The organism is Paraburkholderia kirstenboschensis, from assembly GCF_032806925.1.
Classification (GTDB): Bacteria; Pseudomonadota; Gammaproteobacteria; order Burkholderiales; family Burkholderiaceae; genus Paraburkholderia; species Paraburkholderia kirstenboschensis.
Genome location: NZ_CP136511.1, coordinates 1,051,379 through 1,077,139, shown reverse-complemented (window position 1 = coordinate 1,077,139; position 25,761 = coordinate 1,051,379). Strand labels below are relative to the sequence as shown.

General features: G+C 60.7%; 19 protein-coding genes and 6 pseudogenes. 14 read left to right on the top strand and 11 right to left on the bottom strand.

Going from position 1 to position 25,761, the window contains the following annotated elements:
* Positions 1-28: 28 nt before the first annotated feature.
* A protein-coding gene (locus tag RW095_RS05365; RefSeq protein ID WP_394364996.1) for an IS6 family transposase occupies positions 29-734 on the bottom strand; the annotation gives its coding sequence in 2 pieces (ribosomal slippage) (positions 29-280 and positions 282-734; 705 coding nt in all).
* Between RW095_RS05365 and RW095_RS05360 the strand changes: the two genes are divergently transcribed.
* Positions 694-1,032, top strand: coding sequence for an SDR family oxidoreductase (locus RW095_RS05360; RefSeq protein WP_394364995.1), 339 nt, complete (start codon positions 694-696; stop codon positions 1,030-1,032). The two genes, RW095_RS05365 and RW095_RS05360, sit on opposite strands and share 41 nt — an antisense overlap.
* A 385-nt stretch (positions 1,033-1,417) precedes the next feature.
* Here the strand turns inward: RW095_RS05360 and RW095_RS05355 are convergent, their stop codons facing one another.
* Positions 1,418-2,110 (bottom strand): CPBP family intramembrane glutamic endopeptidase, encoded by a 693-nt coding sequence (locus RW095_RS05355; RefSeq protein ID WP_317014970.1) that lies wholly within the window; start codon positions 2,108-2,110, stop codon positions 1,418-1,420.
* A gap of 664 nt (positions 2,111-2,774) precedes the next feature.
* Here RW095_RS05355 and RW095_RS05350 point away from each other — a divergent pair.
* From RW095_RS05350 to RW095_RS05325, 6 genes are all read left to right on the top strand, one after another.
* Entirely contained in the window at positions 2,775-3,794 is a 1,020-nt protein-coding gene (locus tag RW095_RS05350; RefSeq protein WP_317014968.1) for an SGNH/GDSL hydrolase family protein, read from the top strand.
* Between the two features lie 475 nt (positions 3,795-4,269).
* Positions 4,270-5,169, top strand: coding sequence for a LysR family transcriptional regulator (locus tag RW095_RS05345; protein ID WP_317014967.1), 900 nt, complete (start codon positions 4,270-4,272; stop codon positions 5,167-5,169).
* A gap of 197 nt (positions 5,170-5,366) precedes the next feature.
* Positions 5,367-6,689 carry an MFS transporter gene (locus tag RW095_RS05340; RefSeq protein ID WP_317014965.1) on the top strand — a complete coding sequence of 441 codons (1,323 nt, stop codon included), beginning with the start codon at positions 5,367-5,369 and terminating at the stop codon, positions 6,687-6,689.
* Between the two features lie 32 nt (positions 6,690-6,721).
* On the top strand, positions 6,722-7,762 hold the full coding sequence (locus RW095_RS05335) for an amidohydrolase family protein (RefSeq protein WP_317014963.1): 1,041 nt from the start codon (positions 6,722-6,724) through the stop codon (positions 7,760-7,762).
* Positions 7,759-8,427 carry an RraA family protein gene (locus RW095_RS05330; protein WP_128597719.1) on the top strand — a complete coding sequence of 223 codons (669 nt, stop codon included), beginning with the start codon at positions 7,759-7,761 and terminating at the stop codon, positions 8,425-8,427. Before RW095_RS05335 ends, RW095_RS05330 begins: the two co-directional genes overlap by 4 nt.
* A 64-nt stretch (positions 8,428-8,491) precedes the next feature.
* Positions 8,492-8,884, top strand: coding sequence for a hypothetical protein (locus RW095_RS05325; protein ID WP_317014961.1), 393 nt, complete (start codon positions 8,492-8,494; stop codon positions 8,882-8,884).
* A gap of 413 nt (positions 8,885-9,297) precedes the next feature.
* Here RW095_RS05325 and RW095_RS05320 read toward each other — a convergent pair whose 3' ends face one another.
* Positions 9,298-9,843 (bottom strand): SRPBCC family protein, encoded by a 546-nt coding sequence (locus RW095_RS05320; RefSeq protein ID WP_317014960.1) that lies wholly within the window; start codon positions 9,841-9,843, stop codon positions 9,298-9,300.
* A 193-nt stretch (positions 9,844-10,036) separates the two neighbouring features.
* Between RW095_RS05320 and RW095_RS05315 the strand changes: the two are divergent.
* The 4 genes and pseudogenes from RW095_RS05315 to RW095_RS05300 all read left to right on the top strand — a co-directional run.
* Positions 10,037-10,192, top strand: a pseudogene (locus RW095_RS05315) (IS30 family transposase); the annotation flags it as partial.
* A pseudogene (locus RW095_RS05310) lies at positions 10,183-10,425 on the top strand (IS110 family transposase); the annotation flags it as partial. The pseudogenes RW095_RS05315 and RW095_RS05310, both read left to right, overlap by 10 nt.
* A 304-nt stretch (positions 10,426-10,729) precedes the next feature.
* Positions 10,730-10,963 (top strand): annotated as a pseudogene (locus RW095_RS05305) (IS110 family transposase); the annotation flags it as partial.
* 562 nt (positions 10,964-11,525) lie between these two features.
* The gene (locus tag RW095_RS05300) at positions 11,526-12,107 is read left to right on the top strand and encodes a lecithin retinol acyltransferase family protein (protein ID WP_394364994.1); all 582 of its coding nucleotides are present in this window, start codon (positions 11,526-11,528) and stop codon (positions 12,105-12,107) included.
* 492 nt (positions 12,108-12,599) lie between these two features.
* Here the strand turns inward: RW095_RS05300 and RW095_RS05295 are convergent, their stop codons facing one another.
* A complete protein-coding gene (locus RW095_RS05295) occupies positions 12,600-13,613 on the bottom strand; it encodes an IS110 family RNA-guided transposase (protein WP_317014957.1) in 1,014 nt (337 codons plus the stop codon).
* 277 nt (positions 13,614-13,890) lie between these two features.
* Positions 13,891-14,951: pseudogene (locus tag RW095_RS05290) on the bottom strand (IS110 family transposase).
* A 534-nt stretch (positions 14,952-15,485) separates the two neighbouring features.
* Between RW095_RS05290 and RW095_RS05285 the strand changes: the two are divergent.
* Positions 15,486-16,523, top strand: coding sequence for an extracellular catalytic domain type 2 short-chain-length polyhydroxyalkanoate depolymerase (locus RW095_RS05285; protein ID WP_317014955.1), 1,038 nt, complete (start codon positions 15,486-15,488; stop codon positions 16,521-16,523).
* Positions 16,524-17,563: 1,040 nt separating this feature from the next.
* Here the strand turns inward: RW095_RS05285 and RW095_RS05280 are convergent.
* A complete protein-coding gene (locus tag RW095_RS05280) occupies positions 17,564-18,505 on the bottom strand; it encodes a LysR family transcriptional regulator (protein WP_317014953.1) in 942 nt (313 codons plus the stop codon).
* A 23-nt stretch (positions 18,506-18,528) separates the two neighbouring features.
* Between RW095_RS05280 and RW095_RS05275 the strand changes: the two genes are divergently transcribed.
* Complete coding sequence (locus tag RW095_RS05275; protein WP_317014952.1) at positions 18,529-19,776, top strand: Gfo/Idh/MocA family protein; 1,248 nt, start codon at positions 18,529-18,531, stop codon at positions 19,774-19,776.
* Positions 19,777-20,120: 344 nt separating this feature from the next.
* Here the strand turns inward: RW095_RS05275 and RW095_RS05270 are convergent.
* Positions 20,121-21,316 (bottom strand): annotated as a pseudogene (locus tag RW095_RS05270) (IS1182 family transposase); the annotation flags it as partial.
* Positions 21,317-21,401: 85 nt separating this feature from the next.
* Between RW095_RS05270 and RW095_RS05265 the strand changes: the two are divergent.
* Positions 21,402-21,659 (top strand): annotated as a pseudogene (locus RW095_RS05265) (transposase); the annotation flags it as partial.
* Positions 21,660-21,661: 2 nt separating this feature from the next.
* Here RW095_RS05265 and RW095_RS05260 read toward each other — a convergent pair.
* From RW095_RS05260 to RW095_RS05245, 4 genes are all read right to left on the bottom strand, one after another.
* The gene (locus tag RW095_RS05260; protein ID WP_317014950.1) at positions 21,662-22,714 is read right to left on the bottom strand and encodes a transposase; all 1,053 of its coding nucleotides are present in this window, start codon (positions 22,712-22,714) and stop codon (positions 21,662-21,664) included.
* Positions 22,715-22,793: 79 nt separating this feature from the next.
* The gene (gene istB / locus RW095_RS05255) at positions 22,794-23,627 is read right to left on the bottom strand and encodes an IS21-like element helper ATPase IstB (protein ID WP_317014949.1); all 834 of its coding nucleotides are present in this window, start codon (positions 23,625-23,627) and stop codon (positions 22,794-22,796) included.
* On the bottom strand, positions 23,624-25,135 hold the full coding sequence (gene istA / locus RW095_RS05250; protein WP_449406524.1) for an IS21 family transposase: 1,512 nt from the start codon (positions 25,133-25,135) through the stop codon (positions 23,624-23,626). Before istA ends, istB begins: the two co-directional genes overlap by 4 nt.
* A 170-nt stretch (positions 25,136-25,305) precedes the next feature.
* Positions 25,306-25,725 carry an IS110 family transposase gene (locus tag RW095_RS05245; RefSeq protein WP_317014947.1) on the bottom strand — a complete coding sequence of 140 codons (420 nt, stop codon included), beginning with the start codon at positions 25,723-25,725 and terminating at the stop codon, positions 25,306-25,308.
* Positions 25,726-25,761 lie beyond the last annotated feature (36 nt).

Below are 25,761 nucleotides of genomic sequence, written 5' to 3'. Positions count from 1 at the left end.
CTAGCGAGATCGGTATGCGAAGTACTACTTATATTGCGAGGTCATAGAATTGGTCAGCGTCGGACCGATGGGATCCGCGAGCACGCTGCTTCTGTCCTTTTGCAAGGATATGCATCAGCTCAATGCTGGCGAGCAAGATTCGGGCACAGCGAAAAGACTTGAAACCGAGCATTGGCCGCGTCCGTCGCTTGATCGCCCGATGGTCCTGCTCGGTCAGGTTATTGAGGTATTTGGACTGGCGGATTTTGATGGGCACTTCACGATCCCGCATTGATCGCTCAGAGAGCGGCGAGGTTCGCGCCGCTTCGGTCGATCGTCACGGTGTCGGGTTCGCCGTTCTGATCGATAGATTTCTCGAAATGCCGCCGCGCGGCGGTCTTGTCACGATGGGCCCGCAGCAGGAAATCGACCGTGTTGCCGGCCTTGTCGACCGCGCGGTACAAATATTTCCACTGCCCCTTGACCTTGATGTACGTTTCGTCCATGCGCCAGGTCTTACCGACCGGGCGCTTGCGACAGCGAAACGCTTTCTCGAGTACGGGCAACAGCTTCATCGCCCAGCGATGCACGGTCGAGTGATCGACCGCAATGCCGCGCTCGGCCATCATCTGTTCAAGATGGCGCAGACTCAACGGATACGCCACGTACCATCGCACGCACATCAGGATGATGTCGAGCGGGTAGTGCAGGCGCTTGAGGACTTTTGCCACGGCCGGATTCAGGTTCTGTTTCATCGATCAAAGCGTTCGCTTACACGGAGCCAGCATAGCAGCTCGCCTTATCGCGACAGAACCGATGGTCAAGCGCGGCATTCGGGTCAATGCAGTCGCGCCGGGGCCGTTCTGGACGCCATTGCAAGTGAGCGGCGGCCAGACGATGGACAATTTGCGCAAGTTCGGTGAGGACACGCCAATGGGGCGGCCAGGCCAGCCAGCCGAGATCGCACCTGTGTATGTGACGCTCGCAGCGGCACAGGGGAGCTACGTAACGGGACAGGTGTACGGCGCCTCGGGCGGCGAAGGCAACCCATGACAGCCTTATGCGCGCGGTGCTGTTAGCGCCCGCATGCCAGTTCACCACTCGCGAAGGGCGCGTATCATGCCGCGCCATCGTCTCGCCGGGTGTAAGGGGTGCCTTGCACAAGAGTATCCGGTGACGGTATCGGCGGGGTGGGCCGATATCGCTGTGGACAGGGACCATTTTTGAGGAAAATGTGGGCTGCCCACTGCTTATCCTAGGCAGTCAGAAGAAGACGTGGCTGGCGAAGATCGGGCCAGAACCTCTGACTCGCACCCGCCGTGGAGTTGCTATAAAGCCGCCGTAATAAATCGACCGATCATCGCCGCCATCGCGTGACCATGATCTTGTGCTGGGCCACAAGGCGAAGCGCTATCCCATACGCGGTTCGCGCCGGTTGTTAGCTGCCCAAAAATCCTTCCAATCGGACACCGGCATTGTTAGCGGAATGGGCGACCACGGCGCCGGGCAGACCGTGCAAATACATCATGACCCCGAACCCAATTCCCGAGACGAGCGTGTCGCGATACTGCTTGCTGCTAGGGTTGACGTTGTGCGCACCCGCGAAGAGCGACACCGAGATCGCTCCCGATAGTAGACTTGCCGCCGGTCGAGGTACGCCAACGGCCATCAAACCGAGAGCCAGCCCTTCCTGGACGCCAACCCGGAAGATCGACTCTTCCAACAACGGCGACACGAGTTCAGTGGCAAGGCTATCGTTGACCCAGCTCAGTTGAGGGGTGTTTGCTATCTTGGTGCTGACCTGCCGCTGCGGACGTCCGATCGTGAGCGACGCGTTCATGTAGCCAATAGCGACAGAATTCGGCACCACATAGAGGAGCTTATCGATCCCATCGGCAATATGGACGTTATGCTCCTCCTTGACTTTCTTCGTCAGCCAGGTCGCACCACGTATCGCCACGGCACCGACTATCCCGGCCATGGTTTTCTCGGGAAAGAAATACCCGCCAATTGCAACAGTTGCGACGAACCCCGCATTGCTGACGAATACGCGTGCAGCCTTGCCGGAGTAGTAGAGGAGCCCGCTCGCCCCGTTGTAGAACATGAGCCCCAGATCTTCTGGCCAACCCATCGGCAGATCCTCCCCGCTGTCGGCAACATAGGCACACCGAAACCGTGGTGAGTCGCCCAGAGTAGCCGTGACCACTCAGTTTATATTACTACCTCTCCCGGTAGCCGACGGTCGCCGAGGGCGGATTGGGTCGGTTTGCGGGCGGCCGCTTCGGGCAGCGATCGGCCAGCGCGCGTCATTCGCGTCCGCAAGCTCGCGGACATGCGGGCGTCCGCGCATCTCAAGAAACGGCCTTTCGGTGACACCGACGCATGTCGCCGCATTCTGCCTTAGCCGACGTTCTTGCGCCTAGCATGATGCTGACGTGCGCGTTTCCGCTTCAGTGCAAAGTGCCAGGGCTGTGGCGCAGTGTTTATTGTGAAAACACACCTCTACGCAAGCTTGTTGAATGCCTTTTTCAACGCCCGCGAGATCGATACGGATTTCGTCGCCGATCTGTCCCTCTTCGATAGCACCTGTTTCATTTCACAGCGTTTCGGCTTAACGGCGAGCAATGATGTCTTGCTCTGCATCGACCTTCACGGCCAGGCTCACACCGTGTGTGGTACGCCCGTGTCCAACCGCGATCGCGCACACTTTTTGCTGCGAGAGATTCTTATCAGGAGAGCGACACGCGATAGGGCGCCATGTTGCTCAGCTGCCGAGCCGTTAAGGAGGCGTAGCGATGCGAGGAATAAATAACAAGGTACGTGCTGCAATTTTTGCCGTGGCGATCTCACTGCTTTCGGCATGCGGCGGGAACGGAGGCAGTTCGAGTAATGGCAGCGCGGCCACACCTGCAGGCGGCATCAATCTGCAGATCGTCTCGTTCGGCGACAGTCTTTCGGACGTCGGCACCTATGCACCGATCGCAAGCGCGGTTGGCGGGGGGCGTTTCACGACCAATCCTGGACAAGTGTGGACTCAGGATGTTGCGCAATACTACGGAGATACGCTAAGCGCTGCGTACACGATCGACCTCACGCATAAGCTCAGTGCGCAGAGCGGCCTCAGCTATGCGGAAGGTGGTGCCACGGTGGCAACGCCGGCAAACCAGTCCGACTTTCTAACCGACGTGATCGGCGACGTCGAAATGCCCGTCAATCAGCAGGTGTCGCGCTATCTGGCCGCTCACGGGAGCTTTAACACGAATCAACTGGTGCTCGTCTGGGCCGGCGCGAACGATGTGCTTCGCGCCGGGGCGCTGCCGGCCGCTGCGCAGACCGTGGAGACGGCGGCTACCACTTTGGCCGAGGTTGTCAGGCAGATTGCACAGAACGGCGCCACGCATATCGTGGTGGTCAATGTTCCAAACATCGGTCTGGCGCCCAAGGGGCTTGCGTCGGCCGACGGTGGGGCCAACCTTGCCCGGTTGTCGCAACTCTTCAACGGTAGCCTGAACGCGGCCTTGCAAAGCAATGGCCTGCAAGGCAAGGTCATCCAGATCGATTCTTATAGCTGGGTGAACCAGATCGTCGCGAACTTTCAGGCCAATGGCTTCGGCGTGTCGAACACCAGCGTCGCCTGCGACCCTACGAAAACGCCCCATGCCACGGCATTGCTGTGCTCGCCGCGAACCTACGTGACCGCCAACGCGGACCAGACGTACATGTTCGCCGACGACCTTCATCCGACGACGCATCTGCACGCGTTGTTCGCCCAGTACGTGGAGCAGCAGATCGCCAGCCGCGGTCTGGGTCACTGAGCCGGGAGAATGATGATTCACCGACGGCATCGTCGGGTTGTCCGCCATTCTGTCCGTTCGCGTCTGTGCTACGGTGTCTGGCGAGGCAAAAAGGCCAAGCGCCGTTTCACCTGAAGCGGCCGCCAGAGCCGCGCTCGGTTGAACGACGGCAACGGGTCGGGCTGCGTCAGTCCGCTCGTCACATGCATCGCCCGAAAGCGGTCAGTGATTTCGCTGCCTGGAAACGGCCAGTCGCCAGTGCGTACTCCCGACCTCATGCGGCCGTTTGCGGCCGTTCAAGCCGCTGGCTCCGGGCGTCCGTTACACTACGCTATGCGGTCATTTCATGTTCTACCCGCTCGCGTTCGCTCTAACCCGATCGTCGCGCGATCTGCCAAAATTCGGTGGTTGGTTCGACCGAGTGGCTACCGAACATACGGCCGGCATCGGCGCGCACTCGTAGGGTATGCACCGTTCGTCACTCTAGGAAAGTTGGATGAATTTCAGGTCCTTGCAGTGCTTCGTCATTCTTGCCGAGGAACTGAATTTCAGCCGCGCGGCCGAACGCCTGCATATCGCGCAGCCGGCGCTTAGCCAGCAGATTCGGCTGCTTGAAGAGCGGCTCGGCACGCAGCTCGTCGATCGCGCGCGGCGGCCGCTGCGGCTCACCGAAGCGGGCCACTATCTCTGCACCGAGGCACGGCAGATTCTCGGTTCGTGGGAACAGGCGAGTCTCGGCGCGCAGGAAATCGGCATCGGTCGGCGCGGGTGGCTTTCCATCGGCTTCACGCGATCGGCGATGTATAGCATCCTGCCACCCGCGCTCAAGGCGTTCCATCACGCGTTCCCCGAAGTCGAACTGAAGCTTTTCGAAATGCTCACTGAAGAGCAGACCGACGCGCTGCGCGACATGCGCATTCATGTCGGCATCGGGCGCCAGCCGCTCGACATTCCTGGCTGCACTTCTTATCCGCTACTGCGCGAACATATCGTCGTGGTGCTTTCGCCGGATCATCCGCTGGCGGGCAAGAAGAAGGTGCGCATCGCGGAACTCGAAGACACCCCCGTCATCCTCTATCCGAAGCATCAGAACGCGCAGTTCAAGCGCACCGTGCAGTCGCTGTATCGCGATGCGGGCCTGACGCCGTTCGTCGCGCATCAGGCTTACGAAATCCAGACCGCAATCGCGCTCGTCGCGGCGGGGCTCGGTGTGACCTTCGTCGGCGAATCGGTCGCGCGGCACGGACGCACCGACGTCGTGTTCCGCCCGCTCGCCGGCCCCGGCGCATCCCAATGGTCGACGCTTGCCGCCACCTTCCGCACCGACGACGACTCCGCGCATCTTCGCGCCTTTCTCGGCTGCCTTCCGCCGCCGCTCTCCGCCGCCTCACTATAAGCAAAGCCTTATAGAAGCATAAGGAACGCGTCTTGGACGCGAGCCGCCGCGCTTTTTATCATCGGTTTTCCTGCTTCTATCGGGCGCGCTCCGTGCGTGTCTGTGTCAGCACGCAGACGGCGTACGCCATCTGTCAAGCAGGACTCGAGCGGGGCCGCAGAGCCCTCGCGATCCGACAAAAAGTACGTGGAGACGGCATGACCCCATTCAACGAAGCGGCAACCATGCGAAAGGTGTACGGGCGGCTCATGCCCGTGCTATTTGCGATGATGTTCTTCAACTACCTCGACCGCATCAACATCGGCTTCGCGGCCCTGGACATGAACAAGGCTCTGGGCTTCTCGCCCGCCGTGTTCGGTTTCGCGGGCAGCATCTTCTTCGTGGGCTACATGGTCCTCGAAGTGCCGAGCAATCTGTTGCTGCATCGCGTGGGCGCGCGTCGCTGGATCGCGCGGATTCTGCTCACGTGGGGCGCGGTCGCGGCCGCCACCGCCTTCATCTTCAACGACAAGAGCTTCTACGTGCTGCGCTTCATGCTCGGCGTGATGGAAGCGGGCTTTCTGCCGGGCGTCGCCGTGTATCTGACGAAGTGGTTCCCGGAGCGCTACCGGGCGCGCGCGGTAGGCGGCTACATCATCGCGGGATCGTTTTCGGCGGTGCTGGGCGGCCCGATCTCGACCGCGCTGATGACCTACGCCAACGGCATCTTCGGTCTGCAGGGATGGCAATGGATGTTCATCCTCGAAGGCGTTCCGGCGATGCTGCTCGGCCTGCTCACGCTGCGCATCATGACCGAGCGCCCCGCCGACGCCGACTGGCTCGACGACAACGAAAAGCAGTGGCTCGAAACGACCCTCGCGGCGGAACGCGAGGCAGTCGGCGGCAACACGCACTTTCCGCTGTTGCGGGTGGCGGGCGACATTCGCGTGTGGAGTCTCGCGTGCCTGTTCGGCTGCGCGCTGGTCGGCATTTATGGGCTGTTCCTGTGGCTGCCGCAGATCGTCAAGAGTCTCGGTCAGCTGAGCAATATCGAAGTCGGCTTTCTGTCGGCGGCGCCGCCGCTCTTGGGCGTGCTGGGCACGTTCATCATCAGCCGCAGCTCGGATCGCACCGGCGATCGCAAGAAGCATCTGGCCTTCGTGTACGGCATGAGCGCCATCGCGATCGCGGGCAGCGCGTATGCGCCGAATCCGGTCATTGCTTACGTGCTGCTCTGCGTGACCGGTCTCTTCATCTACGCCGGCAATCCGCTGTTCTGGAGTCTGGCTTCCTCGTTCAGAACCGGCGCTGCGGGCGCGGCGACCATTGCGCTCATCAACACGATCGCGCAGTTCGGCGGACTGGTCGGACCCTGGAGCATCGGCCTCGTGCGCAACGCGACGGGCAACTTCAAACTCGCGCTGCTGACGATCGCCGCATTCCTCGTCATCGCGACCGTGATCGCGCTCGTGATGCGCGTCAAACCCGCCGACGATGACGACGTCTCGCTGCCATCGACGAATCCAGCCACACGCACCTGAACCCCGCATACAGAACGATACGGAACTCACGCATGATCATCGATTGTCACGGTCATTACACGACCTCGCCGCCGCAGCACGAAGCCTGGCGCGTGCAGCAGATCGCCGCGCTCAAGGACGGCGTCGCGCCGCCGCCGCGCCCCACCATCTCCGACGATGAAATCCGCCAGAGCATCGAAGACGGCCAGTTGCGCATCCAGCGCGAGCGCGGCACCGACCTCACGATCTTCTCGCCGCGCGCCGCCGGCATGGGCCATCATCTGGCGACGGCGCAAGCCAATGCAGTGTGGTCGGAGGCCTGCAACGACCTCGTGCATCGCGTGGCCGAGCTGTTTCCGCGCAACTTTATCGGCGTGTGCCAGTTGCCGCAAGCGCCGGGCGTCGCGCCGGAAAACTGCATCGCCGAATTGCGGCGCTGCGTGGAGCAACTGGGCTTCATCGGCTGCAATCTGAATCCCGATCCGTCGGGCGGCCACTGGACCGGGCTGCCGCTGACCGACCGCTCATGGTATCCGCTCTACGAGGCGATGGTCGAGCTCGACGTGCCCGCGATGATCCATGTGTCGTCGTCGTGCAATCCGAACTTCCATGCAACGGGCGCGCATTACATCAACGGCGATACGTCGGCATTCATGCAGTTGCTGCAAGGCGACCTATTCGCCGATTTCCCGACGCTCAAGTTCATCATTCCGCACGGCGGCGGAGCGGTGCCGTATCACTGGGGACGCTATCGCGGACTCGCGCAGGACATGAAGCGGCCGCTGCTCTCCGACTACCTGCTGAACAACGTGTTCTTCGATACCTGCGTCTATCACCAGCCGGGCGCAGAATTGCTCGCAAAGGTGATCCCGGCGAAGAACATCCTGTTCGCGTCCGAGACGATCGGCGCGGTGCAGGGCATCGATCCCGAAACGGGCCAATACTACGATGACACGCGCCGCTATATCGACGCCATCGATTGGCTGAGCGACGCGGACCGCGAACTCATTTTCGAAGGCAACGCGCGCGCGGTCTACGGACGCCTGTCGGCGCAGCTCGCACGACAACGATCAAAAGAAGGAGCCACGGCATGAATCCAATCGGATGGCGCGAAAACGAATCGGCGACGCAGGCGAGCCCCGCGACGCTCGCCGCACTGCGCGAGATCGCGGTCTCGCTGTTGAGCGACAACATGGCCCGCGTGAGCGGCGCGAATGGCTTGCGCCCGTTTCATCGGCCGAAGCCGATGGCCGGCACTGCCGTCACGGTGCGCACGCGCGGCGGCGACAATCTCGCGATCCATCGCGCGTTCGACTTCTGCCGTCCGGGCGACGTGCTCGTGATCGACGGCGCGGGCGAACTCACGCAGGCGCTGATGGGCGAGATCATGGCGACCTACGCGGAAAGCCTGGGCGTACAGGGCCTCGTGATCGACGGCGCGATCCGCGATGTCGGCGCGCTGAGCCAGCGCAATTTTCCGGTGTATGCGCGCGGTGTCACGCATCGCGGGCCTTACAAGAACGGGCCGGGCGAGATCAACGTGCCGGTGACGGTCGGCGGCATGGTGGTGCATCCGGGCGATATCGTCGTCGGCGATGAGGACGGCGTGCTCGCGATTTCGCCCGCCGATGTCGAGGCGGTCATCGAAGGCGCGCGCAAGACGGCGGCGAAGGAAGCAGCGGCGCTGCAATCGATCGCGGACGGACGCTTCGACCGCGCGTGGGTCGCCGTGCAGCGCGACCGCATGATGAACGGCTGAGCGCTTGCCGAACCGTCGCGGACGCGCGCATGATGGCGCGTTCGCTTCCTCGATTTCATCCGACATGCCCGACCATCTGAACACCGCCACGCTGCTCGATCTCGCGCGCCGCGCGCACGCCCGCGCGCCCGGTCCCTGCATCTGCACGAAAACGCCGCTCGACGGCTGGCAATCGCAGCCGCTTTCCCTGGACGAAACTCAGTTCCGCGAAATCGGCACGCTGTGGCCGGAAAACGATCCGGAGCCGACCTACGCCGAATATCTTCCCGGCAAGCTGAAATACTGGTCTACCGATGCGCCGATCGCGCCGCGCTACTTCCCTTACAACCGCTGCGGCGTGTGGGAATGCTCGTTGTGCGGGCGCCTGTATCTGCGCTACACCGAAGGCGGCGGGTATTTCGTCGATCGCAGGATTCGCTCGTTGCAATGGGCCTTGATCGAGGACGTCTCACTCTGAGCGCGATGGCACTCGCAGCACCGAGCAGCGATCGCGGTTTGTTTGTGCCAACGACGCCTTCAAGACAGAGCGATCGGCGTACAGCCAGCAAGTAGAAAAGTACTCATTCATTCCGCTGGAGCAAGAGTCGATTCGTGCCGCAAGTCGATGACTGCTACCGTCTCTATCCCGCGCCAGGTATTCTATTTGTAGCCTGAGAGGGCAGTGGCCGCAGGAGTAGCGGACATCCGCTTGGTTGACTCCCGCTGACGGCGAATGTCCGCAACTGGGCCGCGCGCCGACTCTCGCCCGGTTCCGCATATGTCAACCTCTTGCGCTGCGATTGACCTCGCGAATGGCCGCTAGCAGACGTGTACCCAAGGATTCAGCTTGGTCGTGAACGGGCCAGGTCAAACGCCAGCCGAGCGACGTTGCTAATACTGCGGTGACGCTTCCAGAAGGCTCTTAAGTCGCAAGACTGCCATATCCGATTCAGATTGAATCCGCGCGCGAAGCACGGACCAGTTCAATATCGCGAACCACAACGACGGCGCGCGATAAGTGAATTCACGTTCAAAACGGGTTCCGCTCACGGTCGATGTCAGCGAATAAGTGACTGTGCCGGCCGGTCTGCCGTCAATCTTTCCTGTTATGACCCACTTGCTCGGACGCACACGTGCCGCGACTGTCCACACAACGCGGCCACGCGTGCCCGCCACCCTGAAATCCTCGGTTGCCTGCTCGCCCACATCGAGCGAATGGTCCACCGAACCGCTGACAGCGAGCGACGACGGATGCCAGGTCGGCCAGTGAGCCGGCGTCGTGACATAGTCAAACACGACCGTGGGGGGGCGTTGTATCGAGGCGACGGTAACGATGCGCGTGTCGAATCCGATTCGCGGCGGCAACGGGATAAAGAGCACCGCGATGGCGACGAGCACCGCCAATATTGCGGTGATGAACCGCGTACGGGTTTTCATAGCGCCTTGTACTCCCGCTGTCATCGGCGAAGCTATTTTACGGCGGAGTGGCGTTTCTATCCCGCTGTGCTCGCGCTGCAGGCGATGCGGGGGATCAACTTCACGTCGGCTGTGGGCCTTGTGTCTGAACTGGGCGGCGGATTCAACCGGTCGATGCAACACCTAGAATCTGAGAGCAGCGGAGGTGTTGCAAATGAAGCAGCGACCGAGAATTCACTACTCCGAGACCCAGAAGGCGCTGATGTGGGACCGATGGCGCAAGGGCGATACGATTCATCAGATTGCCAAACTGTTCGATCGAGGCCATTCTTCGATTCAGCGGATACTATCGGAGACCGGCGGCATCCAGCACGCGTGAGCATCGATATCCAGCGCCGCCATGAAGGCATTCCAAAAGCGATCATCGATCGGGCCTGGGATGCGCAACTACGACTGTGCCGGCGATACCGAAAGCTGGTGGCCAAAGGAAAGGTTGCCCACGTTGCCATCGTTGCAGTCGCCCGCGAACTGGCCGCTTTTATCTGGGACATTGGCCGGCTGGGGATGGCCATGGCAATGCCGCAGGATGGTCATCCTGTCTGACTTCTGCAAAGCCTATAACCCGTTTAACGACAGGAGAGTTTCCTAAGGGCGGCGCAGCCCGGTATTCGAGCAACCCGCGTCCTCTTTTAGCAACGGCATCAGGCCGGCTTGCGAAGTAAGTCAGCGGCAGGCTCATGAGACGGACCACAGTAATGCGGTAACCAACCCGCGAATATCAGCGTGATCCACCGTCGAGAGTTACCGCTACGCCGCCCTTAGGGAATTCAGAAACCTGAAAAAACGACAGTGAATGCAAAAACTCAAAACCGATCCCGATTGACACTGGGAGTCATATCAGTCATATCAGCGAGGCGATGCCTACCTTCGAACCCTACTCATCCATGGAGCGCGATCGGTCATTTACCGTGCGACGCAAAGGAACGACCCAGACACCTGGTTGGTCAAGTTGACCACGCGTCGAAACGCAAATGTCGCAGCAGTCGCGCAGGCGAACAAGACAGCTCGAATCGTTTGGGCTCTGCTAGTCCACGAGCGACCGTTCCGAGCTGGCTACACGCCTGATTCTGCAGCCGTGTAGCAGCCCGGGCACTCAAGACAGGCCTTGTCAGGATAGGATCACACCACCGATTGCTCAGGCAATCACGAATTGATGGCAAAGCAGGTAAGACCGTGGTTGGCACAGCCCGCACTGGCCGAGGCACCCAGAGTACGTGAAAGCGATCGAGGCGCCAACCAGCACACCCATCAGGGGCAGCGAGCAAATGCGTCTCGCGTTAAAAGTCCGAATGTACGGATGCAATCTTCCTCCCTTGCTGTCATCGAATGAAAGCTTGGCAAACTGGGGGCGTCCATGTACGGCCAGTGGAATTCGACTTCCCGGAAGCGGCCAGTCGGCAGTGCGTACTCACGACCCTCTCCGGTCATCGGCACCTCACCGCCTCGACGGCGGCTGTTTGGGCGCCTGTCGCGCAGATATCCGGACATGCTGATCGCCTTATCTCCGTTGGACAGGTGACCTGCGCCAACAAGGCCATCATCCATAATCAATCCACTATGGAATTCCAAACAATCTTTAATTATCGTGAATATATGTCCAGCTCTATGCTTGGCTCATGCAGGTTGCAGCTGGGAGTCGAATCATGGGACACGCCACTATCGCGTCGCGCACCAGTGCGACGATACAGATGCCGTGGCATCTTGGAGTTGGAAGCGAACCGGCTCTCGGCGCACATCTCGTAACACCTCGCGGCGCATACCGCCACCACGGGATCTATGTAGGCGAAGGCAAGGTAGTGCACTACGCGGGTCTTGCCCGGTCGTTGCATCGCGGACCTGTCGAGGAGGTGACGATTGCATGCTTCGCTGCCGGAAGCGAAGTGTGGATAGAGCCGGGCAAGCGTCCAGGTTACGCCGACCGGCAAGTTGTAGAACGGGCGCGCTCGCGCCTTGGCGAGAATCGGTACCGACTGCTGACCAATAACTGCGAGCACTTCTGCACGTGGTGCCTGTATGGCGAAAGCCGCAGCGAGCAAGTGCATGCGTGCCTGACCTATCCGCGTGCGGCAATCGGCGCAGCGGCCGGCCTGTTCAAGATGTCGATCAATTACTTCGCTGGGATGGTCCGCAACCGCGCAGGTGCTTTGCTCGGTGTAAAGAGCGACTGCGTCGGCGCTATCGCCAAAAAGCGCTTGATGGGTCAGATAATGTCCGGCCACGCGTAAGCGTGCCCATGTATGGCGATTCGTTCCGCCCGAGGGCGTGGTCGAACAGCCGTAGTTGGCCGGGTTGAACCAGTGCCACCCGCAATTTGCCTGCCAGAAACCGGCCTATAAGGACCTCCCCGATTTAGCAAGATTGGTTTAGCGGATGATCGAACAAGTCTCCTTTGTCGTGAGAGGGGACGTATCTCGCAGGAATGGCGGCGAGACAGACTGCATGCCTATAAACGTACATGGACTCCCGCCTATGAGCAAGATCGGTGTGCATTTTGAAGGTCTCGACTGCGTCCGTACATTCGGCTTTTGATGTGCCTGGCTTCAGCACGAGCCATCATGGAAGTTTGCGCGCTTGCTCCTCATCGGCCTCCTGGCTTCGTAACGCAGCCGCCGGATATATCAGGATCTGCAAGCGCCGGTCCGACCGGTTCGCCATGCTTTGCCGCTTCTTGCGCAATCGTGGATGGAGTGAAGGTGTCTCGCTGCGTTACAGGGCGGTTATGCCAACTTGAAGCTGTCACTACTGGTCAATATTGCCCACGCTATCCGCGCCGTCTTGTTCGCGAGAGCGATTGCAGCGACGCTCACGTGGCGGCGTTGCATCACGGCTTTGATCCAGCAACTATGCCGGTCATCATGACGCCCGACGAAGCGCATCACCGCCCGCGCTCCTTGGACCAGCAGAGTGCGGAGATAGGTGTCGCCGCGTTTTGTGATGCCACCGAGCTTTGACTTGCCGCCACTCGACCGCTGCCTGGGCGTCAGCCCCAACCATGCTGCGAACTGCCGTCCGTTCTTGAACTGCAGTGGGTCTCCGACCCCGCTGAACAATGCGGTCGCCACGAGCGGTCCAATCCCGGGCACTGTAGCGAGACGCTGGCAGCTCTCATTGCGTTTGAATATGTCGGCAATTTCCGAAGCAAGCTCGTCGATCCAGCGTTGTAACGCTGCCAACTGTTCGAGGTACATCGACCCAAGCCGGCGTAGCAGAATAGTGATGTGAGCTTCAGCATCGTTGACCAAAGCCACAATGCCCTGCCTTAACTGGACAATGCCTATAGGAAAGATGAAGCCCTCTTCGGCAAACATGCTCCGTATCTGGTTTGACTTCGCTGTTCGCTCGTGAACCAGCCGCTCACGCATACGATGAACAGACTGCAATGATTGCTGTTCGGCGCTTTTGATCGGTACCGGATGGATGCCCGGTCGTGATACCGCGGCGCAGATAGCTGAAGCATCATTTGCATCGTTCTTGCCACCGACTACAAAGGGCTTCACATATTGCGTTGGCAGCAAGCGTACCGTGTGTCCCAAAGACGTAAGTTCGCGAGCCCAGAAGTGTGAACCGTGACATGCTTCGATACCGATCAGACTCGATTCCAGTTTCGCGAAGAACTTCAACACATCTGCCCGGGGCAGCTTACGCTGTATGACCGGTCTGCAGCCACGATCGACGCCATAAACCTGGAACACGTTTTTCGCAATATCAAGACCGATGGTGAGCGTAGGCATATCAAATCTCCCGAAAGTGGCTCCGGCAGTGTGCGCCCCGGAGGGGGCAGGAGTCCATACCATCAGCCTCGCTGGGCGCGCTGGCGTTGCTGCGCCCGGGCCCGGATAATAACCGCGCAGCAGGACTCCATTCATTGAGCGGCATTTGCACTGGGCGCATCGCCTTGCCGGTTTTCGAGTTCGCCTGCTGCCGGTCTGACCTGTCGCTATCCTTGCCTGTTGGGTCCTCGAGTTGGAAGTGAAATTGCTGTGGGCGTGGCGTTTCAGGGTTCGGGGCTTACGCGCTCGCCGCCCCGCCATGGCGGGCGGGCGCGTGCGATGGATCGAAACGTTCGCCCCTGGCGAGCACCGCCCACAGGACGCGGGCGTGCTTGTTGGCCACGGCAACGAGGGTCCGGGAGTAGCCCACGCGCGCCTGCAACTGAACGATCCAGCGGGAGAGCCGGTCGTTGCGTCGGGGCGCGGTGAGGACCGCGGAGCGCGCACCCTGGAACAATAGAGTGCGCAGATAGTCGTTACCCTGTCTGGTTATGCGCCCGAGCCGCTGCTTGCCGCCGCTGCTATTTTGCTTGGGCACGAGGCCGAGCCACGCGGCCATCTGCCTGCCGTTCTTGAATTGTGCTGCGTCAACGATGGTGGCCACGGCGGCCGAAGCGGTGACCGTCCCGACTCCGCACAGCTCCATGCAACGCTGTGCCTGGGAGTCGTGCTTGGCGTGGTCGCCGATCTGTCGATCCAGCCACGAAATCTCGTCGTCCAGCGTCCGCCATTGGGCCCAGCCACGCATGAGAGCCTGACGGGCCTGACCGTTGAGTTCGTTGTTGCCGTCCTCAATGTGCTCAACGAGGTGTTTGCGCAACTGGTTGATGCCTTGGGGCAGGAAGACACCGAACTCGCCCAGCAGCCCTCGCAACCGGTTCACGAGTGCGGTACGCTCCTCGACGAATCCGGTGCGCATGCGGTGGAGCACCAGCACGCTCTGCTGGGCGGGTGACTTCACAGGCACGAAGCGCATGTTGGGGCGACCCGCAGCCTCACAGACAGCTTCGGCATCCTGTGCATCGTTTTTTGTCTGGGCGCCACCTTTGCGGTAGGGCGCGACAAATTGCGGGGAAGGAGCCGTACCTGATGTCCGAGTGCGCGCAGTCTACGGGCCCAGTAATGTGCGGCACTGCACGCTTCCATGGCGACGAGGCAGGGCTGCAGATTGGCGAACCAGCTGAGGAAGTGCTCACGGCGAACGGCTTTGCGGACCACGACGTGTTCCATGCCGTCGACTGCATGAATTTGCATGACGTTCTTCGCCAGATCCACGCCGACACGAGTAATCGTTTCCATGATTTCCCCCTCCCGGAAGGTTGTGTAGCACCAGCCATGATGGCACCGATCGGTGCCTATGCTGGGATCGGGGAGGTCCTTACTAATTCATTGAGCGAGGGCAAACGAGACCTTGGCTGATCAAACTGGATTTCGGCATCGACCGGCGGCTCCTGGCCGAGTCCCGAAATCGCACCAGCCCCCGCTACCATCCACACAGTTCGCGTTCAACGTCGAACGTATTCGCGCCGCGCCTAAGGTCACGATCGCAAGCGTTCTAGGACCGATTTTTGCTTGGCTGGCTATCACCGCGCGAATCGCACGCCGCAGTCATCGGTCCGTGCTTCGTTCTGGCTGTGTGTTTGCGAGTCTTCGGCGGAACCTGAGACGGCCGTAGTTCGAAGGGCGGAGCGATCTCACTACTGCTGCTCTGACGTGGAGACGACAACGATGACGATGGCATTAGGTGTGCGGTTAGCGTCGGCAGTTGTGTGGGCGATTGGCCTCGCGGGGTGCGGGGGTGGTGGGGAATCGGCCAGTACGGATGCCACTGCATTGGAAGCATCTGTACAGGCGAAGGCATCGGCCGCATCCAAAATCACCAGACTTCAGCGCTACCAGATCGACCCGACGAAGGTCTTCGTCGCTGGTATTTCGTCCGGCGGTTTCGCGGCAGTACAGATGCACGTCGCGCACTCTTCCACCTTCAAAGGGGCCGCCGTCTACGCTGGCGGAGTGTACTGGTGTGCTGGCGCCGGTGGCGCCGGTGGCGCCGCCACAGCTTTGGCAAACTGTGGTGGCTTGACGCTGCCGACGAATCAGGCGTCGTACAACAGCAGTCTTCCCGAATCCGAGGCGTATCTTGACGCGCAATCGTCCCTCGGCACCATCGACCCGGAAACGAATCTGCGTGGACAGCCCGTCTACCTCTGGTCCGGCACGCGAGACCAGGTCGTCAATCCGCTTGAGATGGCCGACCTCAACTCGGAATACCAACGTTATGGAGCTAATGTTCATTTTGACAACGCTTATCCCGCCGAGCACGGCTGGGAATCGCCTGATGGCGAACTTGCATGCGGCACGCTGGGGAGTCCCTACATGGTGCGCTGCTACTCGGCGAACGGCGCGGTCTACGACTCAGTAAAAACGTGGCTGACGATGTTCCTCGGCCCATTGAACCCACGCAACAACGGGAAGCTGTCGGGTACGCTGTCTTCATTCGATCAAACGGAATTCGGAGCGTCCCCAAACCTTTCGATGAGTTCGACAGGTAGCGTTTTTGTTCCCAAAGCCTGCGCGCAAGGGAAAAAGTGCGGATTCGTGCTCGCCCTTCACGGCTGCCTGCAGGAGGCGTCGCTTATCGGAAATCGCTGGGTCGCCGAGGCCGGCATCAATGAATGGGCTGATACGAACGAACTGGTGGTCGTGTATCCCGACACGATCGCGTCATCTGCGCCGGGGCCGACGAACCCGAATGCATGCTTCGACTGGTGGGGCTACTCCAATCAATACGACCCGAACTACGCGCTCAAGAGCGGCTTGCAGATGTCGGTGCTCTACGCGATGGTGCAGCGCGTAACTGGCCGACCGTAGGCTCGTCGAGCTAAGACGGCCAGTTGTACAATCGCGGGTCCATCGGCCGGTTAAATGGTCGACTTTACAAAGCCGCGCGCCTTCAACCACGTAGCGCTGGAAGTCGGCGATGTCGGGGAAGCGCTGGCATTCTGTGGCCGCATCTTCGATTTTCAATTGCGCGGCAAGAGCAAGACGATGAGTGGACGGACGGCATTTTTGCGCCATTCCATTGTGCGTTTAAGACGTGGGGAGAGTCGTAGAATATTACTACAGATCGTTATCACGCCCTCGACGAGCGCTGGACCGGCAAGCGCTGCCCTCACCCGAGGTGGTCGAAAAGCCAACCCGTGTTTGGCCGTCCCGAACTGACGGGCCGCGTATGCGAAGTTGAGCGGGCTATTTCTGAGGAGATGATATGGACGCGGTGTGCCCGCTGCACGGGCCAACGAAGATTATCCGCACGAACGCGTACGGATTTCCTGTCTACGCGTGCTGCTGTAACGACGTTAGCCATGCGACGCCCCCCGATGCGTGTACGAGGGAACCGGCGCAACGCGGACGTGACCCGCAAGCCGAGCAACCGAAATCAAGGAAGGAATGACACCGTCTCGCTCCTTCTTACTTCTTTTCGCTCGCGCGCGACTCACACCCGCTCACACACCTTCGTCACCGTGCACGCGATGCAGCAGCGAATGACTGGTGGCGGAAAGGCCGGATGCCTCTTCGCGACCCCGTTGCCGTCGTTCGGCCTAGCAGCACATCGACGTCGGCTTTCAGGCGATACTGTTGAAAAAGTCGCCGAGGAGGTTTTAGCAGTTGTTCTGCGCGAATATTGACCTCTCAGATCGGCCTATAAGCCGCTCGCACATGCCGCCCAAGGGTAAGAGGACCCCTGAAAACCTCATGAAATAGACGACCAGCGACTTTTTCAACAGTATCAGGCTACAACGGTCCTTCTCAAACAGATTGGGGCCCCATGATCGCCTCGCTGCTATCCGAAGACATGGCCAACGCCTGATCAAAGTGTGCAGTGAAGCGCATGAGTGAACAGGCGCTCATCATCCCGATGTCTCCGGGATCGGGTTGATGAGTGCCGCGCCGGGTGAGTGGCCGGTATCCCGGACCATGTCGAGAAATGCGCGCAGCGCCGCCGACATATGCCGGCGACTCGGGTACCCGACCCAAAGGCCCTCGGACGAAGGCGAAACCTCCTCCAGTACCTTCACCAATAGTCCTGAGCGCAGGAACACCTGCGCATGTGCATCGACGGTATAGGTTATTCCGACTCCGTCAATCGCAGCGCGTAATGCCAACTCAGAACTATTGAGAATCACACGGCTGCCCACTGGCACGCGTTGGACCTGCCCGTCCCGAATGAACGACCACTCGGATAGCGGCTGATCAGGAGCAAAGCGGTATCGAATACACCTATGACTCAGCAGGTCTTCGGGTGTACGTGGTTGTCCATAGCGCTCGAGATAGGCAGGGGCGGCCACGACCGCTATCCTCATCGGCCCCGTCGCCCGCACGCCCACCATGTCTGTGGCGAGGTGTTCCTGACAGCCGATCATGGCGTCAAACCTCATCGCCACAATATCTGCGGGCGCCTGATCCACCCGCAGTTCGAGCTGCACATCGGGATAGGCAGAGAGAAAGCTCTGCCAAACTGGCGCGACCACAACTGCGGCGGCCCCCGGAGTTGCATGGATCCTGAGCGTGCCGACTGGTCGCTCGCGTTGCCGGTTCAAGTCCTCAAGCGCACCGCCGATCTGACCAAATGCAGGTCGAAGCTGATCGAACAATCGCCCCCCCGCGTCCGTCAGCGATACGCTGCGCGTCGTGCGGTTGAGGAGGCGCGCTCCCAGGCGTTCCTCCAGTTGGCGCATTGTCTGGCTGAGCGCAGACGGCGTAACGCCCAGCCGCGCAGCCGCAGCGCGGAAGCTGTGCAGTTCGGCGACTTGTACGAAAGCCGTCAGGGCGGCCATATCTTTCGGAAGCATCGTTAAGTGTCGCTTAATACCAAATGCAAATTCTAGCGATTTTCGTCCGGTTTGCTCGGAGCTACATTGATGGCGTGTTCGGACGGTTTCTCTTGCGAGCGAATCTCCCCGGTAAAACGCGTGCTTGTTCCCTGCACAACAGGCACGAAAATGAACAAACCCACGGCTCTTTTACAGAGGTTTTAGCCATGACCAAAAATGAAATTCGCGTCGGAATCGTCGGAGCCAACGCCGATGTAAGTTGGGCGAAACTGTCGCACGTTCCCGCGATTAGGGGGCTTCCCGGCGTAAAGCTCGCGGCGGTGGCGACGCGCAATGAGCACAGCGCGCGGCAAGCGGCCGAAGCTTTTGGCGCCGACCGCTGGTTTTCCGATCCCTTCGCGATGATCCGCGATGACCAGATTGATATCGTGACGATCGCCGTGAATGTGCCTGCGCATCGAGACCTCGTTCTGGCGGCGCTGGACGCTGGCAAAGCGGTCTACTGCGAGGCGCCGCTTGGGCGCTCTGTCTCGGAGGCTGAAGAGATGGCGCGCGCGGTACGTTCACACCATACGGCGATCGGGTTGCAGGGCCGGTTAAATCCATCCGTGCGGCGCGCGGCTCAGTTACTTTCCTCGGGAAAGATCGGACGGCCGCTAAACGCGAGAGTTGTCTGCTCCACCGTCGGTTTCGGGCCGGAAATGCCTTCCGCGCATGATCTTTTCAATAAAGCATCATCTGGCGCCAACCTGCTGACCATCACTGGGGGACATACACTCGATCTGGTGGAAGCGGTCCTCGGACCGATCGTCGAGGTCGATGCCCGGACCGAGATTCTGTGGCCTGTTGTCAAACTGATAGAAAACAGTGAAGAGCGTTCTCGTGAAACTGCCGATCACGCTGACGTTTTGGGAAAAACGCACTCCGGCGCCGTATTCACGGTCGACATTAACGCTGGCGTAGCGCCGGAGAACGCGCGCTTCAGCTTTGAAATCCGGGGATCAGAGGGATGGCTCTGCCTGACCAGCAACCACCCCTATGGCTTTCAGGCCGGAGATCTCGAGCTGACGTCAAACAACGCATTCGAGACTCCCGGGCAGGCTGCGGTCTCCGGTGGGTTCATGGGTGCGGCGATCAACGTGGGAGAGGTTTACGCTCAGCTTTTCCGCGATATTCACGCGGGCAGTTACGACACACCGGGCTTTGAACACGCACTTCATAACACGCGTCTCATCGAAGCAGTAATGCGTGCAGGCGAACGCGGCGAGCGGCAAGAAGTTGCAAGTTAAGAGTTGAGCAGGTCGGAACGCACTTGCTGATAGAGCCAGGGCTGACCTTCCACTTTGCTCTGACAGTTTGAGAAGGTAACCCGCCGCGCATGGCCCTAAAGGCCGATGAAACACTGCGCACGATGGCCGGTCAACGACCGTTCGCAATGGCGAAGCAGCCGCGCCAACGTCCGGTTGCTGCGACGGACGAATGACTGTTCCTGGCCCAGAGCGTGTCAAAACGCCTGACCTCTGGGAATTGACGAAACCTATCTCGGCGCAGGTCGCGGCTGGTGAAGTGCGGGAACACAAACGTCAAATGACAACCGCACATATTGCACAGGCTCAACAACCCCATGCGGGCGTCACGCCCGCATCGCCTTCATAAGCGTTTCTGAACCGAGTAGCTTGATCACCCGCTTCATGTTGTATGCGAGCACGTGCAAGCTCTTCTCCGTGCTCACCCGCTCGATGGTTCTTGTCAGGAAATGGGGTGCACCCATCCACGCCTTGATCGTGCCAGATGGATGCTCGACAGTCTGTCGCCGGATGCGCATCATCTCAGGCGCATGGTCAAGTCGCGCCTGCATCTCGTCCAGAACAGCTTCGTGTTCCCAGCGTGCCACGCGACGTTGAGGGCCCGGCGTGGAGTCCCCTTTTAGCGAACATTGCTGGCAATTCGAACTCCAATACTTACTGAGTTTCAGGCCGCGCTCAACGGTCGAGAATCGCCAGATGAGCCGCTCGCCTGCCGGGCACCGATATTCGTTCGTCTTTGCGTCGTAAATGAAGTCTTCCTTGCCGAAGCGGCCATGAGCCGTAGCGCTCGATGTCACCGTCTTCGGAACGAACACGGATATTCCAGCCTCATGGCATGCGAGTATCTCTTCACTCTTGTAGTAGCCGCGATCCGCAATTGCGGTGAGCTGGTCAACATCCATCTGTGTACGGCAAGCTTCGCCATCGACGCCAACTGATCACGATCGATGCCATCGTTAGTAACGACGTGCGCGACGATCAGGTGGTGCTTCGTGTCAACCGCTGTCTGGACGTTGTAGCCGACGACTCCAGTTCCTCGCGTCTTCATCGAACGGGCATCCGGATCCGTGAGCGATATTTGTCCGTCGGGCGCCGCGTTGAGTTGAACCTCCACCTCCTTCAGGCTGCGCATCTGCTCCTTCAAGGCCGCGATCTTCTCCTGCAGTCGCTCTGTCCTGGCCTTCGCGATCGCAGGCTCCTGACGATCCGCTGTGTCCATCGCCTCGAGATAGCGAGCGATACCAGACTCGATGTCGCGCATGCGTCGTTCAAGCTTCGCGCTCGTGAAGTTGCGGTCGCGATGGTTCACCGCCTTGAACTTGCTGCCGTCAATCGCAACGATCGCTTCGGCGAAGAGGTCCAGACGCTGGCACAGCACGACGAACTGACGGCAGACGCTACGGATCGCTTTGCCGTTGTCTTTACGGAACCGGGCAATGGTCTCGAAGTCCGGCGCCAGGCGACCCGTGAGTCACATCAGTTCAACGTTGCGCTGGGCCTCGCGTTCAAGGCGACGGCAGAGGTGGCTCCGGGAATTCGGACAGTTCGTTGAGTGGAAAAGCTGGGGCGTGAGTCGGCCATAATGGCCGGCAACAAGGAACCAGAAGATGACGAAACGAAACCGACGGACCCACTCGCCAGCGTTCAAGGCAAAGGTGGCCCTGGCAGCGCTCAAGGGCGACAAGACGCTGGCAGAGCTGGCCCAGCAGTTTGATGTCCATCCGAACCAGATTACGGACTGGAAGAAGCAACTGCAGGAGCGGGTTGCCGATGTGTTCGACGCGGGCAACTCGGCGCCAGCGGCACCGCCAGTCGACGTGAAGGTACTGCACGCGAAGATCGGGCAGTTGACGCTGGAGAACGATTCCTAAGAAACGCCCTCGGCGGGTTGAAGGCAGAAGCCGAACTCGGCTGCCCGCCGGTGCAACTGCTTGATGGCACGCTCCTTGTAGCGCTGTTCGTAGTGGTCGGCTCCCGGGTCGGCGTATTGCATGCCGAAGCGCATGGCGTTGTAGAACAGCACGGCGATCTTGCGCGCGGTGGCGGTGACGGCTTTGGCCTTGCCAATGCGTGCCGCCAGTCGGCGGTAGAACGCACCGAGCGCCGTGCTGGTCTTTCCCACCGTGACGGCGGCCAGCCGCAGCAGGGCAGCCACTCGATTGGTGGTCTTGCGCGTATGTGACGACAGAACCTTGCCGCCGCTCACCTTGCACCCGGGCGACAGGGTCAACCAGGAGGTGAAGTGCTTGGCAGTCGGCCATCGGCTGAGATCGGTGCCGCATTCGGCGACGAGACGCACAGCCAGGTAGGAGCCGATTCCATGGATCTGGGTCAGATCGACGCCGGCGAGCTGGTACATGAGACCACGCACGTCGAAGCTCAGCGCGTTGGGCTGCTGGGCCCGGTTACGCGCCTTCGTCAATGGCTCTTGAGGTATGGGCTTGTCGGCCGCAAGCAGAGCCAGCGTACGTTGGATCTGGGCGTCGCATTCGTCGACGCGGGTCTGGTAGAAGTCATACAGTGCCAGGGCCTGTTGTAGCGCGAAGACGTGTTCGGGCAGGTAGTTGCCCACCAGAGCGGCCCGGATCGCCTCGACGCTGGACCTGCAGTTGCGATCACGCATCGCAGCCAGCACGCCGGGATCACGCTCGCCGGCCACGATAGCGCGGATGATGCGCATCCCTGTGGCTCCCGTCACGTCGGTGACGACGTGGTGCAGTTGAAGGTTCATGAAGGTCAGGGCCTTCTGCATATGCTGGATGTGTGCGGCCGCGTAGTCCAGATGTCGCTCCCGAAGCCGCAGATAGGCTCGAAGCGCAGCGATGTCTGTGGCGCGACAGTCTGGATGAGAGGCGCGCGACAAACAGGATGAGAATGTCGCGGCGAGCTTGATGATGCCGTTGTTGATTGACGCTGACAAGCGATTAAAGTTGATTGACGCGCGTTCGTTGATTGACGCTGGGCAATGTCGGATTAGAGTGTGCGTCAGGCGACGCGTGTCATGATTCGTTCTCTGGAGTCGCAGGCATGCCGACATTGTTTGGCGTGGCATAGCGCGCAGGGCGTCCTGGCCCCTGCTGTTTGCGCTGCATGGCGGTGCGCCGCCGGTAGCTTTCGACATTCATCTCGAAGATGGTCGAATGATGGACCAGCCGGTCGACCGCGGCCAGCGTCATGGCGGGGTCGGGGAAGACCTTGTTCCAGTCACCAAACGGCTGGTTGGCGGTTAGAAGAAGGGATCGGCATTCGTATCGGGCGCTGATCAGCTCGAATAACACGGAGGTTTCGGCCTGATCCTTGGTGACGTATGCAAAGTCGTCGAGAATGAGCAGGTCGAAGCGGTTCAGACGGTTGATGGCGGCTTCGAGCGCCAGCTCGCGACGTGCAACCTGGAGCCGCTGCACAAGGTCGGAGGTGCGGGTGAACAGGACCTTCCAGCCTTTGTCCAGCAGGCTCAGTCCGATGGCCGACGACAGGTGCGACTTGCCGCCGCCAGGCGTCCCGACCATGATCAGGTTGGCGCCGTTGCGCAGCCACCCATCGCCGGCACACAGTGCCGAGACCTGTGCTTTGGAGATCATTGGCACTGCATCGAAATCGAAGGTCTCCAGCGTCTTGCCCGGTAGCAGCCGGGCCTCCTTCAGATGGCGTTCAATACGACGTCTATCGCGTTCGGCAATCTCGTGTTCGGCCAGCGCCATGATCAGGCGTGCCGCGGGCCAGCCCTCCTTGTCGGCGCGCTCGGCGAAGGCTGGCCAGATCTGTTTGACAGCGGGTAGCCGCAAATCGTTGAGCAGCAGCGACAGGCGGGTAGCATCGAAATCGTGGCTCATGCTGTCATCTCCTGATCCAGGGTAAGCAGGGCTTCGTAGTCGCGCAACGAAGCCAGTTGTACGTGCACTTGTGGGACAGCTGCCGGATCCGGAGCAAAACGCGAGCGCAGTTCGTCCAGATCGGGTAGTCGACCATCGGCCAGGTTCTGTTCGAGCGCATGGGCCAGCTCGGCCTCGCAGGCGCGCTCGTGAGCCAGGCTCAGCAACTCCACCATGGTCTTGCACGCCGCGCGCGAGGACAGTTGCTCGCACAGGCGATCGAAGGTCAGCCGATAGGCCTCGCGCGGGAACAGCTGGTCGCGGTACACAAGGTTGAGCAGCGCCATCGGCTTGCGGCGCAGCGCGTGAATGACATGCCGGTAGTCAATGACGTGGCCATGCTTGCCGCTGGTGCCTGGGCGGCCACGCCGCAACGTCATCAGGGCCGTGCCGCCCAGGAACAGTTCCAGCCGGTCGTCGTACAGCCGCACCCGCAACCGGTGGCCGATCAGCCGCGACGGAACGGAATAGAAGACCTTGCGCAATACGAAACCGCCGGTGGAGGTGATGTAGACACGCGTTTCCTCGTAATCGCTGGTGCGCGTGTTGGGCAGAAGCTGCAGGAACGGCACTTCCGCCTTGATGCGCTTGCCATTACGCGCGTTGATGCGGCTGACGATCTCGTCGATGAAGCAGCGATAAGCGGCAAGGTCGATGAACTCGACGCTGCCGCGCAGCAGCAGCGCGTCGCGGATCGCACTCTTGAGGTGACCATGAGGACTCTCAATGGCGCCGTTCTCGTGTGCGACTCCACGGTTGTTGCGCGTGGGCTGCATGCCGTAGTGAGCACATAGGGCTTCGTAACGCGTGGTCAGATCGTCGCGCGCATCGCGATCCAGATTGCGAAACGCCGCCGACAGACTGTCGCTGCGATGCTCGAGCGGTGCTGCGCCAAGTGCCCAGAGCGCGTTCTGAAGCCCTTCGGCGAGGGCAACATAACTCTCGCCACCGAGAATGACGTGAGCGTGTTCAAAGCCCGAGCAGGCCAGACGGAAGTGATACAGGCGATGGTCCAGCGCGGCGCCGGCCACGGTGACGCCGAGAGCCTGCATCTCGGTGAAATCGGACAGCCCGAGCCGACCGGGCTGATGTACCTGGCGAAACATGACCTCGCGTTCCTCGCCATGCAGTGCCCGCCAGACGCGGATGCGCCGCTCCAGTGTGCGGCGCACGTCACGTGAGAGCTGCGGATGGCGCCGAAGCATCTCTTCCAATACTGCAACGGGCCGGATGCCTGGAGCGGAGGTCAGTAGTGGAACAATCTCCGCGTCGAAAATCCCGGCCAACGGATCCGCGCGCCGGCGCTCGCGCGGCGCCTTCTTCTGCGATGGCAACCGTGGATCCTCTTCGATGCGGTAGGCGGTGGCGACGCTAAACCCGGCCCGGGCAGCCGCCTCGGGTGGCGCTTCCTTGAGTCTGTGCTTCATGTAGAGCCTCATCTGGTGGTCGTTGACGTGGCGTCCGGGCACGGCGCACCTCCCATGGCATGGAAGGTTTGTTCATACCCGATCTACCGCGACTACCAAAAAAGCTCCCGGTGAAGGTCGCCTCCTGGCGCGGCATGGCGGCAGCGGTTCCGGGCTACGCCCGTTCCCGCTGCCGCCATGCCCGTTCTCTCATCCTGACTGACGCGCTCCTCTCATCTTGATTGACGCGCGGCAGCGATGTCGCCGCTGGGTCTGAAGCTTGGGCGCAACAGGCCGCAGGCATGGAGCCGCTGCAGCCACTGCGCGTCGTTGACGTCGCTCTTGCGACCTGGCACGGCGCGGGATTCGCGTGCGTTGGCTACGATGACCTCGAGACCACGGCCCTCGAGGATCTCGTAGGCCGGGATCCAGTACACGCCGGTTGATTCCATCGCCACGGTTCTGATCCCAAGCGACACGAGCCAGTCGCCCATACGCTGGAGGTCGCTGGTGAAGGTCTGGAAAGTCTGGACCGGTTGCTCACACAGGTCTGGTGGCACCGCGACGACATGGAATCGGGATCCAATGTCGATGGCTGCAGCCCTGTCGTTGACGACGGGCAAACCTGTCAGTTTGCTATGCAGTCTGGGCATGATCGAACCTCTCACGTTGGTTGAGCACGCCGGACG